11 protein-coding genes, 1 tRNA gene and 1 pseudogene are annotated in these 18,059 nt (G+C 35.3%); 4 read left to right on the top strand and 9 right to left on the bottom strand.

From position 1 onward, the window contains the following. Nucleotides 1-25 precede the first annotated feature (25 nt). The gene (locus H510_RS0107030) at nt 26-955 is read right to left on the bottom strand and encodes a sulfite exporter TauE/SafE family protein (RefSeq protein ID WP_026903679.1); all 930 of its coding nucleotides are present in this window, start codon (nt 953-955) and stop codon (nt 26-28) included. Between the two features lie 82 nt (nt 956-1,037). Then, nucleotides 1,038-3,962, bottom strand: coding sequence for a TonB-dependent receptor (locus tag H510_RS0107025; protein WP_026903678.1), 2,925 nt, complete (start codon nt 3,960-3,962; stop codon nt 1,038-1,040). Between the two features lie 225 nt (nt 3,963-4,187). On the opposite strand from H510_RS0107025, the gene H510_RS0107020 reads away from it, so the two are divergent. From H510_RS0107020 to H510_RS18415, 3 genes and pseudogenes are all read left to right on the top strand, one after another. Further along, nucleotides 4,188-5,063: a chromate resistance protein ChrB domain-containing protein gene (locus tag H510_RS0107020; RefSeq protein ID WP_026903677.1), complete on the top strand. Its 876-nt coding sequence runs from the start codon at nt 4,188-4,190 to the stop codon at nt 5,061-5,063. Between the two features lie 39 nt (nt 5,064-5,102). Further along, nucleotides 5,103-5,627, top strand: coding sequence for a hypothetical protein (locus H510_RS0107015; RefSeq protein ID WP_036692200.1), 525 nt, complete (start codon nt 5,103-5,105; stop codon nt 5,625-5,627). A gap of 9 nt (nt 5,628-5,636) precedes the next feature. Further along, nucleotides 5,637-6,799: pseudogene (locus H510_RS18415) on the top strand (chromate transporter). 4 nt (nt 6,800-6,803) lie between these two features. On the opposite strand, the gene H510_RS0107005 reads toward H510_RS18415, so the two are convergent. The 7 genes from H510_RS0107005 to H510_RS0106975 form a co-directional block, all read right to left on the bottom strand. Beyond that, a tRNA-Cys gene (locus tag H510_RS0107005) sits at nt 6,804-6,874 on the bottom strand. A gap of 9 nt (nt 6,875-6,883) precedes the next feature. Beyond that, on the bottom strand, nt 6,884-8,143 hold the full coding sequence (locus H510_RS0107000; protein ID WP_026903675.1) for a YeiH family protein: 1,260 nt from the start codon (nt 8,141-8,143) through the stop codon (nt 6,884-6,886). A gap of 3 nt (nt 8,144-8,146) precedes the next feature. Continuing rightward, a complete protein-coding gene (locus tag H510_RS0106995) occupies nt 8,147-9,574 on the bottom strand; it encodes a phytoene desaturase family protein (protein ID WP_036692197.1) in 1,428 nt (475 codons plus the stop codon). A gap of 8 nt (nt 9,575-9,582) precedes the next feature. Beyond that, nucleotides 9,583-11,028, bottom strand: coding sequence for a hypothetical protein (locus H510_RS18410; protein WP_036692194.1), 1,446 nt, complete (start codon nt 11,026-11,028; stop codon nt 9,583-9,585). A gap of 17 nt (nt 11,029-11,045) precedes the next feature. After that, the gene (locus H510_RS0106985; protein ID WP_026903673.1) at nt 11,046-12,377 is read right to left on the bottom strand and encodes a DoxX family protein; all 1,332 of its coding nucleotides are present in this window, start codon (nt 12,375-12,377) and stop codon (nt 11,046-11,048) included. A 12-nt stretch (nt 12,378-12,389) separates the two neighbouring features. Then, nucleotides 12,390-13,760, bottom strand: coding sequence for a RagB/SusD family nutrient uptake outer membrane protein (locus H510_RS0106980; protein WP_026903672.1), 1,371 nt, complete (start codon nt 13,758-13,760; stop codon nt 12,390-12,392). Between the two features lie 11 nt (nt 13,761-13,771). After that, entirely contained in the window at nt 13,772-16,852 is a 3,081-nt protein-coding gene (locus H510_RS0106975; RefSeq protein WP_036692191.1) for a SusC/RagA family TonB-linked outer membrane protein, read from the bottom strand. A gap of 751 nt (nt 16,853-17,603) precedes the next feature. On the opposite strand from H510_RS0106975, the gene H510_RS0106970 reads away from it, so the two are divergent. After that, nucleotides 17,604-18,059: an RrF2 family transcriptional regulator gene (locus H510_RS0106970; RefSeq protein WP_026903670.1), complete on the top strand. Its 456-nt coding sequence runs from the start codon at nt 17,604-17,606 to the stop codon at nt 18,057-18,059.

Here is an 18,059-nt window from a genome sequence, read left to right as displayed (position 1 = left end):
GGCTTTTTTGTGATTAAACTTCTACCTACAACAACTTATCTATAGAATTCCATATAATCCGAATACTAGAAATTAATACAATTAAACCTACGCCAATAAACATCTTCTTTACAGGGAGTTTTCCTACCAATCTGGCTGCTATAGGTGCAGCTAATAACCCTCCTAAAATTAAACCTATAATGGTTTCTATATGGCTTGTACCCAACATGATAAAGAAAGTTACCGCACTGGCCATAGTAACAAAAAATTCGGTTAAACTAACAGAACCAATAACATATTTTGGACTTCTTCCTTTTGATATTAAGGTACTGGTAACTAAAGGCCCCCAGCCACCGCCACCAAAAGAATCTAAAAAGCCACCTGTACCCGCTAACCATCCTGCTCTTCTTACTTTTTTAGGTTTGATATCTGTTTTGAAGGCATTAGTTAAAATTCTAACTCCTAAAATAAAGGTATAAACAGAAAGTACCGGACGTACCCATTTAGAATTCTCTTCGCCCAGAGTTGTTAATAATAAAGCACCTACTATTGCACCAATAACACCCGGAATTAAAAGTGTTTTAAACAGCTTCATATTTACATTACCAAACCTGTAATGGCTAAAACCTGATGCGCCACTTGAAAACATCTCTGCCGTATGTATACTTCCAGAAATAACAGCCGGGTTTAATCCCCCAGATAGTAATAAAGTTGTAGAAATTACACCATAACCCATTCCTAATGCACCGTCTACCATCTGAGCAAAAAAACCAACAGCTACCATAAACAAAAATTGTTTATCTACCTGCTTAACTATATAGTCTTTAACCTCGTTAAAAGTAAAATATTCTACTACACTTACCCCTATTATAACTAAAGCTAATAGACCTAAGCTAAGTGTAGCAATGTTCTTCCATTTTCGTTCTTCTGCCTTAGGTAAGTTTGTTTTTGTTTGCGTTGTTTTTTGATCTGTCATTCTGAATTGTATAAATGGAAAAAATCTGGCCCTGTTTTTATTCAAAAACAGAAACCAGATTCACCAGCGTGTTAATAATATTCTAGTTTAAAAGCCCATCAAATGTAAGTGCCAAATAATACAAACCTCCTAAAGTTGGTCCGCCTGCATACTGCACATAATTTCTATTAAATATATTAGTGCCTCCTAATTTTATATTGGCTTTTGCCTGAGGAACTTTATAAGTAACCTGCGCATCAAAAGAGTGGAATGCTGGTACAGTACCATTTACAAGCGGACTTTCCCACAAGAAAGATTCTTGCCATCTCCAACCAATATTAAATCCTAAGTTTTTAACAATCTCTCTGTTTCCGAAAGATAAATTTGTAGCCCAATTAGGTGTATTAAAACCAGTTACAAATACATCTCTGTTTTTATTTTCAGTAATATCATTATAGTTAACATTACCTGCTATGGTAAACTTCTGATAGAAATTGTAGGTTAAGCCTAATGAAGAACCATAGTTTGTGTACTGGTTTTTTGCATTGGTATATACCCTGTAACGCACTTGCTGATTGTTTCTATTAGCTTGAACAACAGCTAAAACAGCTTCATCTGTACCAACAGTTACTTGCTGTGTTAAATTAGAACCTGCTCTGTAAGGCACAGCCACCTCAACCTGACCCAAGAAACCTTCGTACTCATTGATGTAGGCATCAATATCAACAACTAATTTATTTTCTAGTAAAACACTTTTATAACCTACCTCAAAAGAGTTAATACGCTCTGGGCGAGTTTCACCTAAATTGGTAACCTCTAAAAGATCTCTATTTTGCAATGCTGCTGCATTGGTAGTAGCCCCACCTGCTACACTTCTGTTTACTGCCGCATTAAATGCATTTATAGAGGCTAAAGTGTAAGAATTATCTAAATAATTTAAACCATTATTGATGTAAGATAAACCTCCTACCCTTCTGATATTACCATTATTTACATAAGAAATAGCCTCAAACAAGGCAGGGAAACGGTATCCATTTTGGAAAGACGCTCTAAAATTATGCTTTTGTGCTAAGGTATAAACAGCAGCTATACGCGGGTTTAATTTAGGGTCAAACTCTGGATTGTAGTCTAACCTTACCGAACCAAATAACTTCAATTTTTCATCAAAAAAGGTTTTTGTTACTTGCGCAAATGAACCAAATTTCTTGTAATAAACATTGTTTCCGAAGCTCCCATCAGCTAAAGGAGTAGTTCTTTCTGCTATTGGTCTAGAGAAGTCTACGAAGTTATTACCATCAGGGATAACCTCATAAACACGAGCATCGGCACCTATCAACAAATCAAATATTTTAACTTTTTCTGATAAATCCCACTGTGCATCGGTATGGTAAGTACGACTTCTCTGTGTTAAAAACGCCCCTCCGGTTGCTGGTGCACCCGGGATAACAGCGCCATGATCCCAATTGTTGATTTTAATAATCTGGCTTTTTAAAGCGTTAAATTGTGGGGTACCCGGCTCTACTCTTCCAGCATCTGCTGCGGCCCTGCCTATACGTAAAGCTTCTGCTAATGGTGTACCATTGTTTAAGGCATTTTGTAGAGCTGTTCTATATTTTGCTCCCCAAACACTATTTGTTCCGCCACTGGTGATATCCAAATTATCAACCAAAGGTTTAATATTATAAGAATCGCCTGTGTTTTCTACAGATAAGTAAGATTTAATAAAATAATTAGACCCCTTAAGCTCTAATTTGTGGTTTTGTACATTTACATTATCCATTTGGATTTTGTTACCACGCTGAAATAAACCATCTAGTTTACCAAAACGGTAACCATAAGAAAGCTCGGCATTATCGCCAAATCTGTAATGTAAAGCAGCATCAAATTTTAGGTTATCTACTGTAGGTTGTACCACATCTTTTTCAAAATAACCTGTTCTTCTTACGATGATACTTTGACTTCCTGTTCTACCTGGAATGCTTAATCCAGTAAGTGTTACAGCATTGCTACCATTATCATCACCATATTTATTCCATGCGTCATAAGCTGGGTTATCCGCATCAGCGTTAAGCTCTGGAAAAGAAGGATTTGCCGTATTTAAATTATTTGGATTTTGGTTGGTACGCGTATCAGAAACCCAATCTGTACCTCTCATATAACTTAAGTTAACTTTAAAAGCGAACTTATTATTGAATGCTTTAGCATAACGGATAGCTGTTTCAGATAAATTGCTAAGCTCTCTTCCTGTGCCTCCCAAATGGTTTATACCACTTTTTTGGTAAACACTTAACCCTTGATATAGAAAAGGACTTTTAGTTATTAAGTTGGCCATACCATTGATAGCATTCATCCCATAAAGGGCAGAAGCCGCACCCGGAGTAATCTCAACACTGGCAATATCTAATTCGGTTGGCCCGATAGCATTACCGAGCGGTACACCTAAGGTACCTGCTTGCATATCAACACCGTCTACCAATTGTACAAAACGAAAGTTATTAGGTATATTAAATCCCCTGGTGTTTGGAACTTTAAAAGTGATGCTTGAGGTGGTCATTTGCACACCTTTAACATTTTCTAAAGCATCATAAAAACTTGGAGCCGGAGATTCTCTTATGGCTCTGATATCTAATTTCTCAATAGCAACCGGAGATTTTAAGATACTCTCCTCTACCCTAGATGCAGTTACGACAACCTCTTTACCCAGTTGAGTTTGGGTAACAAGCTCTATATTAAGCTTAGAATCTGCATTTTCTATAAGAAATTCCTGAGTTTGAAAACCAACACTAGAAATAACTAAGGTAAAAGGAAATTTAGCTCTAGTTCTTAGTTCAAACTGACCGGCAGAATTGGTAGATGTTCCAGAGACAGTATTTTTTATAGTTACAGTTACGCCCGGAAGAGGTAATTTATCATCCTGCCCTAGCACAGTTCCGGATATAACAATAAAGTTATTTCCTTGAGCTGAAGTTGTTTTGGTACTGCCTATGAGCAGCAGTATAAGTAAGATAGTGGTATATAGTTTATTCATGATTTCTTTTTAATTCTTATTCATATTTCATTTTTTTCTTTTTTGCGGAGGTTGGCTCTTCTAACAACAACACATTTTTAACATCTTCATAGTCGACATAATTTACATAAACAATAAATCCTACTGATTTAGTCGACAATATTAAAACAAACTTTTAAACTATGCAAATAAAATCTATAGAATTTGTAGATTTTATTTTTACTTTAGTGATTTACTAGCTTAAAAATGAAGTGGATCACGCGAAATAGACCAAAAATTGATAGAATAGCCTGTCCATGGCTCATTAAAAGATTTATTGATACAGAAGCAGAAATCATTTATGTAGCCGAACAAGACGTACTTAGAAAGGCACAAGAATTAGGGGCTACTCCGTTTGATGTCCCTCATGTAGAGTTTACCCATTATCAAGACAAATGTACTTTCGATTATTTTATTGAGAAATACAAACTAGAAGACGAGGCGCTTACTACCCTATCTTTAATTGTTAGAGGTGCCGATACAGATGCCCATCATTTAGCGCCCCAAGCTTCTGGTTTATGGGCAATATCCGCCGGTTTGGCTTATAATTATAAAGATGATGATGAACTTTTAGAGATAGGATTGATTATTTACGATGCTTTATACAGTTGGGCAAAACATTTAAAACATGTTAAACATACCCAAAATACTACCGATAGTTTGTTTCTTGATGTTTATCATAAATATCTGAAACATCAAAAAGAGCAGGGTAAAAAAACACCATCTTGGGCTAAAGAAATCAAAGAAATTATTCAAGACCAAATAGACATTAATATGAATGTTAGTTTAAAAGATGTTTCAGAAGAATTAAAAGTAAACCCTGCTTATATATCCAGAGAGTTTGCTAAACATTTTGATAATCTTTCTTTTGGAGATTATATCAGAAAACTACGCATAGAAAAAGCTATATCTTTAATAGAAAGCACTGATTATAAATTATCAGAAATAGCTTTTCTTACGGGCTTTTCAGATCAAAGTCATTTCACAAGAATTTTTAAAAAAATTTATGACTTGAGCCCTGCTCAATATAAAAAAGCTTTAAAAAGTAAAATACATCCAAAAGGTAAAATCTCTTCTAAATAGTTTGTGCATCAGCCTTTATTCTTGCACAAAAAAGATATCATGAAATACTGTATTTATTTAAAATCGGCTTTAAGCCTGATATTAATTAGCGTTTGTTTTATTTTGGATGCTTATACGCAGGAAAATCAGACTACATTTCCTAAAATAACAGGTTATTTAGGCATTCTACACCCAATAGCTACTTTAAATAATGATGGTTTACATACCAATTTTACTGATTATTATGTAGTGGGAATGCCAACGGGTATTAATATCTGGAAAACAGAAAAAATAGGCTTTTCTTTTGAAATCGTTCCGTTTATTAGAACAGAAAACGGTCTAAGTAGAGCTAACAATATCCTCATTCACCCTGGTATATTGCTAAAACTTAAACATGGCTTTACTTTGGTTAACCGGATAGCTTTTGAAACTTCTGGTAGGTACGGTTTTACACCCATCCTTAATAAAGTAATTAAGAAAAATAAACACAGCAATTATTTTATAGCCATGCCATTACCTGTAAGATTTGGTAACAATAATCCGGCTTCTGCTACTGTAGCTTTTCAATTTGGAATTGGTTTTTAAATACATAGCATGCAAAAAAAATACACACTTAAAGATATTGTTATTTATTTCCTCAAACTTGGCACTTGGGGCTTTGGCGGACCTGTAGCTTTGGTAGAATACATGCAAAGAGATTTAGTGGAGGACAAAAAATGGATTTCTCAGGAAGAATATAAAGAAGGCTTGGCCTTAGCACAGTTAGCCCCAGGACCACTAGCAGCACAGCTAGGTATTTATTTAGGCTTTGTACATTACAGAATATTAGGTGCAACATTAGTAGGTTTGGCCTTTGTACTACCCTCCTTTTTAATGGTACTCACTTTAGGTGTTGCCTATAAGCTTTACAGTGGTTTAGCTTGGATGCAAGCTGTTTTTTATGGCGTTAGCGCTGCTGTTATAGGTATTATTGCATTAAGTGCTTATAAATTAACCATCAAATCTATTAGCAAAATCAACCTTAAAGGTTTACAAGATAACTGGCTTTTATGGGGATTTTATTTAGTTGGCGCTGTTAGTACGATTGTCTTACAGCGAGAAGAAATCCTATTATTCATTTTAACAGGGTTGATTTATATGTTGGTAAAAGCTAAGCCAAAAAAGCTACAAAACACAGCAAATTTACCCGTTATTGCGTTTTACTTTTTACCTGTAATTACCTATGCAAAAGGCACTTTACCTAAAATGGCCTTATTTTTTTTAAAAGCCGGAGCTTTTGTTTTTGGTAGTGGTTTAGCCATCGTTCCTTTTCTACATGCCGGTGTGGTGCAAGAATATAAATGGTTAACAGAAAATGAATTTGTTGATGCCGTTGCCGTAGCTATGATTACCCCCGGACCAGTAGTTATTACCGTAGGTTTTATAGGTTATATGGTGGCTGGTTTCTCAGGAGCTTCTGTTGCTGCCGGAGCCACCTTTTTACCTTGCTATTTGTTCACCATCTTACTAGCACCCTCTTTCAAAAGATTTCTCAAAATCAGCAAATTAAACTTTTTGTTGATGGCATTACTGCAACAGTTATTGGTGCTTTGGTGGGTTCGGTAATTGTAATTGCTAGCCGCTCTATAATAGATTTAACTACTGTGATGATAGCCTTAGCATCCGTTCTAGGATTGATATATTTCAAAAAACTAAAGGAACCTCATATCATTTTAATAGCGGCACTTATTGGTCTTATGATTAAGAATCTGTTTTAAATAGACGCCGGGAGCGGATTCGAACCGCTGTAAAAGGTTTTGCAGACCCCTACCTCACCACTCGGCCACCCGGCTTTATTAAATTTATCCAAACAAAAAGTAAGCAATCACAAGCGTTACCACTACATTAAATGCTTGTGCTATTAAAAAAGCATAAAACGGTTGTTTACTATTTTCGGCAAATAAATCTTTAAAATTTGTTTCTAAGCCAATACTGGTAAAAGCTAAGGCAAACCATAATCCTTGAAGATTTTTTAAACTCCCTTTCACGGTAGACACCGTTTCTGTAGGTACTAAAAAGGAGAAAATTAAAGATGCAGCTATAAAACCAATAACAAACTTAGGAAACCTATCCCAAATAATTTTTAAGGTTGGTTTTTCTGGTCTTCCTGCTTCATTATTTTTAGTTTGTGTAAAAGACCAATAAATACTGATGGCAAAAGCGGCTAAACCTAGCAATACATTCTGAGAGAACTTCACTATGGTACTTATTTTTAAGGCTTCCTCGCCCACCAAAGAACCCGATGCAACAACCGCCCCGGTGGTATCAATACTTCCACCAAGCCAAGCCCCTGTTACTTCTTGAGATAAACCGAGATATTGAGCTAAGTAAGGCATGAAAATCATCATCGGGATAGCTGTGATTAATACCATAGAAATTACATAAGACAATTTCTTAGAATTACCCTGAATAGCGCCAGATGTTGCAATAGCTGCTGAAACCCCGCAAATGGATACCGCACTAGAAATCATCATGGTTAACTCTTGATCTATTTTAAGCTTTTTACAGAGCCAGAAAGCAAAATACCAAACAGATAATACCACCAATAACGCTTGTACTAATCCTAGAGAGCCAGCTTTTAGGATATCAGAAAAAATAACACTGGTACCTAATAAAACTAAACCAATTTTCACGTAAAGCTCTGTAGCTAACGCTGCCCTAAACCAAGCTGGTATTTTAAAAAAATTACCGATAAGCAATCCAATAGATAAACTAAAAATAACAGCCTCTAAATTTATAGATTTTATAAAATCATTTCCTGCCAATAAAAGAGCAAGAATTGTTAACAAATACACCACAGGAAAAACAATAAGTAAATGTTTAATAGATTTCCCGGTAAGAAAAGCTCCTAGCATAGCAACCGCTATTACCAATACAAACTGTATAAGTAGTATTTCTAAATTTTTGGGATTAAAGATATCTGTATTTAATACGGATAAAGATTCCCAATTGAAATTAGGAACTGGTAATAAAAAGCCAAGAAGCGAAATAACAATGATGCTTGCTCCTAAAATAACAACAGCCCAATCTTCATGAACCCATTCTTTTTTAATTGTCGACATATTTTATAATAAATTGATTTTATAAATATCACTTAAAACAGTTTTTGCTGCATGATAACCACACATACCATGTACACCTCCGCCGGGTGGAGTTGATGATGAGCATATATAAATTCTTTTTGATGATGTACGATAAGGCGAAATTTTTACCGCTGGCCTCGTATACAATTGAGCCAAATCAATGATTCCACCATTAATATCACCACCAATATAATTAGGATTATATGCTTCCATTTGTACAGTATTCTTACTATGCTTTGCTAAAATAGTTTCTTTAAATCCAGGCGCAAAACGTTCTATCTGATTTTCTATAGCGCTCGTCATATCTTGAGTAGAGCCATGCGGAACGTGGCAATAAGCCCATGCGGTATGTTTTCCTTCTGGTGCTCTACTTTTATCAAATAAACTTTGTTGAGAGAATAAAACAAACGGCTTTTCTGGGTGGATACCTTGAGACGAGCTTAATTCTGAACTTTCTATCTCTTGATAAGTATTACCTAAATGTACGGTTGCTGCTTTTTTACAAGCATCGGCAGTAAATGGTGTAGGCTCGCTTAAAGCCCAGTCTACTTTGAAAACCCCCATACCATGTCGGTAGCGTTCTAATTGCCATTTGTAAAGACTCGAAAACTCTGCTCCTGCAATGCTTAAAAGTTGTTTAGGCGTTACATCAAACAATACAACCTGATGTGGCGGTAACTCTTTAATATTGTTAACCATAATGCCTGTTTCTATTTTGCCTCCTAAAGAAATAAAATAAGAAGCCAAAGCATGTGCAATAGCTTGCGAGCCGCCTTTAGGAATAGGCCAACCATGCTTATGCCCTACAGCAGATAAAATTAAACCAATAGCTGCCGAAGCCCAGTTACTTAAAGGTTGTATGGCATGTGCAGACATTCCGCCCCATAAACCTTTTGCCTCCTTGGTTTTAAATTTAGCTGCTATAGCATTGGCAGATTTGATGGCATTTAAGCCAAATTGAGCCAGCAAAAAAGGATGCGAAGGAAAGCTTAAAGGCCCCATGGTGTCTTCTGCTATTTCATCCCAGTGGTTAACAACTGGCTGAATAAGTTTTAAGTAGGTTTCTTTGTCCTTACCTAAATAAAATGCGGTTTCCTCAATAGATTTTGATAAAAAAGCGGCCTTTCCATCATCAAAAGGATGGGCTGCTGCTAGCGGAGCTTGAATAAACTCCAGTCCGTGTTTTGCTAAAGGTAATTTCGAAAAAAAAGGTGAACCCATTGCCATGGGATGAATAGCCGAACACACATCATGTTTAAACCCTGGCAAAGTTAACTCTTGTGTACGCATGCCACCGCCAATGGTATCTTTACCTTCTAACAACAAAACAGAAACCCCGGCTTGCTGCAGCGTTATTGCTGCAGCTAAACCATTGGGTCCCGAACCAACTATAATAGCATCGTATTTCATCCTACAGATTAAGGTGTTACAACCAAATTTTCTTTTTTGCCAGCATATAGTGGATAAATTTTATCTCTTTTATCTAAAACCACATAAATAGAATCTTGATATTGATTTTTACCCCATAAAATGATTCTATTTGCTGATGGTCTTTGGTAATGAAGGGTAAAATTTTCATCCTTATATACTTTATTCTTACTTTGGAAAGTAATCGTCTTTTTAATGGTATCAGCTTCATAATAAAAATGTCTTCTGCCGCCACCTGTCCCGGCAGATTCATAGGTTCTATCAATATCTTTAAATTGTTTTCCTCTGCCTGCTTCTCCATGAATTAAGAAGGTATTAAAAACGGTATAAGACATGGTAGACCATTTTTCAAAAGTTACATTTTGCCATCTTACTGAATCAACCGGAGAATATGGGACAATTTTATTATTCACTTTAAACTCTGTTACATCATACAAACCTCTTGAGTCCGCTAAACCGGGTCTTGATGGTACTTTATAAGAGTCGTATTTATAATTATGCCAATGTAAATAAGCACTCAACACAAAAAAGAACAGGAATACAAAGCTTTTAAAAGCTATTCTAAAGTACTTTTGTAGAGGCGTTTTAAAATCGTGGTAATATAAATTAGGCTTAACATCTTTTTGTAGAACAAGTAAAGTCCAAATATTTTTAAGATAAGGCCATAGTACAAATGCACCACCTAAAGTAAAAAAAGCAGCAGCCAAGTGTATGCCACCATCATAAGCATGATTAGCAAAAGTTATATTACCAATCATTGCTAAAGATAAAGCCGCCCCAACTGCTCTGGTAGGCTTAAAAAGTAGAAAAAGCATAATCAGAAGCTCGGCTAAGCCCGCAAAAACTTCGTAACCATGAACAAAGCTAAACTGTATCCAATACAGCTTTTGAGCAGTAAAATCGCCAAAAGGTGTATTCAACTGCGTTAACGCTAAATCTGGCATCTGTGTAGGAAAAACCTTGGAAAAAGTTAAACCTTGCAGCTTAATCAGCATGGCATAACTTACACCTACCAATAAAAAATAGTATAAATTTCTGTAATGCTTTCGATTTTGATCAAAAAAGCCCCAAATAAAGGCCCCAATTATCCCAATACCTAAAGCTAAAAACCAGTTGATATAGCTTGCTAATCCATAGATTCCGTCTTTAGCAGTTATGGTTAAAAAAGAAGTATTGGCATCTTTTAAAGAGCCTTTGTCTGCTGCACCATCAAAAAGGGGTTTTATTTTGATGGGATTAAAAGACGAACCACTTAACCTACCAATATCTCTAATATGTAAATTGGCCCAATCTGTAGTGAACCATCCTTTATAATAATCTAGCTCTAAAGGCACTATGAGCAGGAAGAAAAAAATAAATGACACCCTGAAAACCCATTTTTCAAAGGCTGACCAAACAGGTTCTTTGTTTTCTAAAAATATATCTGTTGTATTCATTTTGATTGATGTTGGGATTATAGTTTAACAGATTTTCTTCTGCCTTCTAATAACATATACTTCCTGTTTATTTTATCTAAAACAGCATAAACAGAATCTTTCTTCTCATTTACACCGCTTAAAACCAAAGTAGAATCATTTAAAAAGCGATAACTTAACTGGAATTTTTCTGAAGCATGGTTTTTGTTTTTATTTTGTAGAGAGAGCTTTTTAGAAACAGTATCTGCCTGATAGGCAAAATAATGTCTGCCTCCAACACCAGCCGATTCAAAATTTCTATCTATATCATTTGTCTGATAAACATCCCCGAAAGAAGTATCTATTTTTATAGGCTTAGCTATTTTAATACTTATGGTAGCCCATTTTTCAAAAACAACATTTTGCCATCTATTTGTATCTGAGGTAGTGTAAGGAATAACTACGCCATTGTACTTAAACTCTCTTACATTATAAAAGCCGTAAGTTCCTTTTAAACCTGTTGTTTTAGGCAATTTATATGGCTCTTGAATATAATTAGCACAAGTGCTTACTCCCAAGACTATTAGAAATATAAATACAAATCCTTTTAATGTTGTTCTTAATCTTTTAAGCCCAAGAGAAGTATAAATAGGCTCAAACTTGCTGGCTATGGTGTATTGCTCTAAAACCAATAAGCTGTAAAGTCGCTTAGCATCATAAATCAATAAAAATAATGCTATCACAACTAAATATAAACTATAAACCTCTTCGCTAGCATCGTAAGCTATATTAGCTGCAAAAACATTTCCTGTAAAACCGGCAATAATACCTGCGCCAAAAGTGGTAGTTCTTCTAAATAACAAGAGTATACCAGCTACTACTTCTATCGCACCTAGAAAAATTTCATAGCCTTGAGTGATACCTAACGTATGAAAATAAATCTTCCACGCTAAGAAATCACCATAATTGGTATGCATATTACTTAGCGAAGGAAATGGCATTTGTAGCGGAAAAACCTTTAAAAAACCATAAGCGATGATACCAATAGCTAAACGATAGCGCAAAATTACCCTTAACCAATAGTACAGACTATCGTAATTGCAATTAGTATTGCTAAAAGTCCAAATTATAGTAGCTAGAGCAGCTATGAAGCCAGCGAAAAGCCAATTCTGATAACCTACTAATCCAAAAAATTGTGGAGCATATTTGGTTAAACTAAATAGGCTATAGAAGTTAAAATTTACCCAATTGATATTAAAAAGTTCTTGATAAAACTTCCAATCTATGGGTACAACCAAGATAAAGAAGTAAATAAAGAAAAATCTTAGTAGTATTTTTTCATAACCTTTCCAGTCGGACGAGTCATGATTTGAAATATTTAGAAAACTCATAGGTTTTTATAATTAATAGTCAGGGTTTTGTTCAAGATTTTTATCTAATTGAATCTGAGACACAGGGATAGGAAAAATATATTCATGCTCTTCCACTTCAATATTGCTATCTAAAGCTTCTAAAACTGTTTTAGCCCTGCCGGTTCTGGCTAAATCAAACCAACGGTGTGGTTCAAAAGCAAACTCATACCTTCGCTCTTCTTCTATTGCTTGTAATATTTCTTGCTGCGTAACCGCTATTGAAACGGGAAGTTCTGCCCTGTCTCTTACCAGATTTAAATCTGCTAAAGCACCATTAGTAATACTTAAATTATTTTGTTGAGCTCTTGCCTCTGCTCTTATCAAATACATTTCTGAAATTCTAAAGATATAAGCAGGATCTGTAGCTGGTAACCTATAATATAAATTACCAAACCAAATACGGGTATTATTTTGTACGACACTACTGATTAAAGCACTTCTTCCACCGCCAATAGCTGGATTATTAAGAAGTGAAACAAATCTATCATTTGGTGCATACCTGTAAGTACCACCTCTTGTAGGATGTTGCATTTGGGCTCTGGTAGCATTAGGGTTAATAGCGCTATATTGCAGTTCAAAAATAGACTCTCTGGTACCCACAACATTATTGGCAAACCAAGCACTATAAGGCTTAACCAAGGTATAATCTGCTGATTTTTCTATCAGCTTGGTGGCATATTCCTCGGCTAAAGCCCATTCTTTTTTGTAGAGGTGTAATCTCGCTCTTAAAGCCCAAACTGTTCTTTTTGTGGCTCTTATTCTATTAACCGCATCAGGTAATAATGCTTCTGCATCTTGTAAATCTGCTAGTACCTGCGCATAGGTTTGGGCTAAAGTACTTCTTCTAATATTTGGCCTTTCTTGTAAAGATACCGTAGGCTCTAAAAATAATTGTACACCACCCCAAGCTCTAGCCAAATCAAAATAGGCTAATGCTCTTATAAACTTGGCTTCTCCTATAATTTGATTTTTTAGGTTTGTGGTAAGCGTAGGGTCTTGTACTGAAGGTACTTTAGTGATAACATGATTAGCTCTGTTTATCGTATTATAAATAGCAGACCAAGCTGTATTAAACAATACCTCATCTGTACGGAAATTGATATTAACTAAATTTGCAGCTCCGCCAGTAGTAAGATTTTTAATATCAGCACTCGGGAAAAAACCTAGTGTAACATAAGTTTCTCCGTAATAACCTGAAGAACTTAATTGCCTATAAACACCTCTTAAAGCTGTTTCGCTAGAACCTTTATCAAAAATAGGATCTAAATCTGATACGGCATTTAAGGGCTCTGTCTCTAAAAAATTCTCGCAAGAAGATAATAAAATAGAAAAAGAGAATAATATATATTTTAAATGTTTCATGATACTCATATTTAAAGGGTGAGATTTAAACCAAACTGAACTGTACGTGGTTGTGGAGGTGTACCATAATCGTAACCTTGGATATTTCCTGTTCCTAGGTTAGATTCAGGATCAGCCCCAGTATACTTCGTAAACAGAAGCAAATTATTACCCGTTACGTAGAATCTCAACTTATCTATTTTAGCTTTTGCTGTAAGTGTTTTAGGCAGGGTATATCCTAAGGTTAAGGAACGCAACCTTAGAAAAGAGGCATCTTCAAAAAACCTACTGTTTTCTTGTCTGGCGTAATTAGCTGCCGTTAATCTAGGTACATCGGTAACTTGTCCTGGGGCTGTCCAACGGTTTAGTTGACTTGCTAGCAAAACACGATTAGCATCTAAAGTACCGCCTGTTTCGCCCAACATTCTATTATGGTTCCATAGATTATTTCCGTAAGAAAAAGTAAAGAACACTCCTAAATCAAAGGTTTTATAATTAAAATTATTCGTAATCCCTCCAAATAATTTAGGCCAAGTACTTCCTAATATTTGTCTGTCATCAGCAGTGATTCTACCATCCTTATTAAAATCATCAAAAACAGCATCGCCAGTATTTGGGTCTACATAAAGCTGTTTATACAACCAGTATGAGTATAACTCTTTTCCTTGTTGTAGCCTTATTAAATCTCTTCCTGCAAAAGGGATATCGGCTGGAATTCTTTCTATCGTATTTTTATTCTGAGCCAGATTTAAATCGGTTTTCCAAGTAAAGTTTTTAATCTTGACATTGGTAGCATTTATACCTAACTCGAAACCTTTATTGCTAATTTCTCCAAAATTGGTGATGTAAGATGAAAAGCCAGATGTAGCAGGAGTGGCAACCAGTAACAAGGCATCTCTGGTATATTTATTATAATAGTTAAACTCTATGTTAATTCTATCATTTAACAACCCTATATCTAAACCTGTACTAAACTGACTGGTTGTTTCCCACTTTAAATTAGGGTTAGCAATTTGTAAAGGAGCAGTTCCGGGTAATTCAGCACCACCTAAAGCATCGGCATAGCCAAAACCACCTGTCCATAATCCATTTAAGGCAAAATCATTTATCCCTCCTTGGTTACCAGTTGTTCCGTAGCTTAGCCTTAGTTTTAGATTAGAAATTGTACTTAAATCTTTTAAGAAATTCTCTTCATGAATACGCCAAGCCCCACCAACAGAAGGGAAATATCCCCATCTGTTATTTTCTCCAAACCTTGACGAACCATCTGCCCTGATGGTAAATTCGAAATAATACTTTCTTTTAAAATTATAATCTGCCCTCGAGAAAAACGATGCTAACGTACTATTAGTCGTAAACTGAGATGCTGTTTGTATAGCTGCTGATGATATTTGTGTATAAGAGTTATTAGGGAAATTTGTTCCCGTAGCCGATACGTTTTTAATCTCAGCGCTTTGCAAAGTATTACCAATCAATACACCAAAACTGTGTTCTTTTAATTGATTACGATAAGATAGGGTTTGCTCATTAATAACAGTGGTAGATTGAGTAATACTTTGTGTACCTCTGCCTCCACTTGCTCCTAAAATTGTTCGAGTATCCCAATATTCGTTCTCTTCATAATTATTATAATCCGCACCAAAAGTAGAACGAAACTTAATTTTGGGTGTGATATTATAATCCAGATAAACATTACCAACATAATGGTAGCTGTTAGACCAAAGATTAACTGTATTGGTTAATACAGCAATGTTATCAAAATTTACCCACCTTAATGGCGAACCATCTGCAGCAAAAATTGGTAAGTAGGTTGGGATATTTAAAGATGCTTGTAGTAGCGTTCCGTTACCACCGTTTGCAGGTCTTGCTTGGTCTCGATAGCTTTTAGACAAGCTATTACTTGTACCAATGGTAATTTTATCATTTACTTTTTGATCTAGATTTACTTTAAAACTTGCCCTATCAAAACCCATAGGTTTCCATATAGATTCTTGATCTGTAAACCCAGCACCTAAATAATATCGTGTTTTTTCTGAACCACCGTTAATAGATAAATCATAGTTACGTAAATTAGCTGTACGATTTAAATAAGCCATCCTATCAAAAGTGGGTTGCTCCTGAGGTAAACCTCTTCCCGGTACATTATTGATGATTTGATTAACAGGCCTGAATGGTTCTGGTAAACCTGCATTTCTGCTGTACTCATTCACTAAAATTGCATGTTGCTCGCCTGTAGTTGTTTTCCAAACCCTATCAGCCGGAGCCCAACCCAAACCTTCGGAAGCGTTAAAAGAGATACTTGGTTTTTGCCTGTAATTACCTCGTTTTGTAGTAACAATAACTACCCCATTAGCCCCTCTAGAACCATAAATAGCTGTTGCTGTGGCATCCTTTAAAATCTCTATACTTTCTATATCAGCCGGATTTAGATCTGCCAAAGGCGATGTTCCTCTATCTTGTGATATATTTTGAAGACTTACATTATTCACAAATACGCCATCTATTACATAAAGAGGATCATTACTAGCATTTATAGAAGTAGCACCTCTTACCCTAATAAATATGTCAGAACCAGGAACCCCTGTATTACTGCTGATTTGTACGCCCGCAGCTTTACCTTGCAACTGCGCATCAAAACTTACTTCTGGTATGGTTTTAACATCAGCAGGATTAATTTTAGAAACAGAACCTATTAAGTCTTTTCTATTTTGCGTAGCATAACCTACTACAACAACATCACTCAGTTGTCTTCTATCTTCTTGTAATTCTATCGTTATAGGGGTTGTGGTAGCTACTAATCTTAGTTTCTGATAACCTAGATAACTAATAATAAGTGTTACCGGAAGTTTCTGACCAGTTACAAAATTAAACCTACCCGCTGCATCAGTTTGGGCATTATGGGTAACCCCTTCTAGTTGAACCAACGCCCCTGGCAAAGGCTCTTTAGTTTGAGCATCTACAACCACACCGCTTAAGGTTGCATTTATAAGAGGCTTTGTTTGTACTTGAGCTTTTAAATAACTCGATGTAAATAAAATAAAAAGAGATAATATGATTTTTTTGGACAAAGCTATAACATTAAAAGACTGTATAGCTTTTTCATAATTTTGCATACTTTTACTAAAGTTTAATGAACATTTATGCAGGCGACAACGCCAATTGAGAACCTGCATGATTAAGTTTAAGCTAGGGGGAATATGTTATCATCTTCCCCTTTTTTGTTTTATGTATCAACACATCATCTTACATTTCCTCCTAACATTTTTAAACACCATTTTTTTAATTTCATGATGCAAATATATAACAAATCTAATAATCTACAAATTTTATAGATTATATAGTTAAATAAAAATATCTCAAAAAAACGAGTGTATACAAGTATAATAGCAATTCTAAAATCAGTCTAAAAAAACTAATGAATTACACCTTATAAAATCTCTAAATTCTATATCAAAAAGACAAAAAATCTCACTCCAAAATTTGATACAATAATACACTAAGCCCCCTTACTTACCGCTTGCTTACAGCAACCTTACGGCTACCTTACAGCTACCCTACAGAAAGTTTATTTAAAAAAGTGCGTTTCCAGCGTTTAAACGAGGGTCAAAAATCAGTTCTTTTGTTAAAAGAATACACTAAGCCCCCCTTTACTCTAAAATTTCTTTAAATAATTTCAGTACCCCTTCTCCTTTATTTTATACTTTGTAATAATTCTTTCTAGCAACCTCCAGAATAAAAAAAGGTATCTGCCATAAATACTTAAACACCTAAAGTTTGATGTAAACAAATTTTCTTATCATCTTCTATTTTAGTAGTTTTATGCCAATAAAAATCAATTTAGTTCAATCCTTTAATTGTATACTCTTGCTCACAAAAAAAACTAAATACGCGGTAAAAGCACTTATTGCTTTAGCCAGAAACGAGGATAACAAACCCATGTTGATTGCAGAAATTGCAAAAAATGAAGGTTTACCCAAAAGATTTTTAGAAGCTATTTTGTTGGATTTAAAACGCGGACAAATTTTAGGGAGCAGAATGGGTGCTGGCGGCGGTTATTTTTTAATGAAGCCAGCATCAGAAATTATGGTATCATCCATTATCAGAATATTAGATGGTCCTATTGCACTATTACCTTGCGTAAGCTTAAATTTTTATCAGCGTTGTGAGGAATGTAAAGATGAGGTTACTTGCAGTATACGCGAAATGATGCAAAAAGTAAGAGAAGCTACTGTAGGCATCATGGATAATACCAGTGTTGCTGATTTAGTAAGAAGAGAGAAAGAAATGTTAAGTCAGAAGTCCGAAGACCGAAGTTTATGA

The organism is Pedobacter glucosidilyticus DSM 23534, assembly GCF_000425145.1.
In the GTDB taxonomy this organism is placed as follows: Bacteria; Bacteroidota; Bacteroidia; order Sphingobacteriales; family Sphingobacteriaceae; genus Pseudopedobacter; species Pseudopedobacter glucosidilyticus.
The sequence above is the reverse complement of the archived record's forward strand: the minus strand, read 5'-3'. Positions and strand labels throughout refer to the sequence as shown.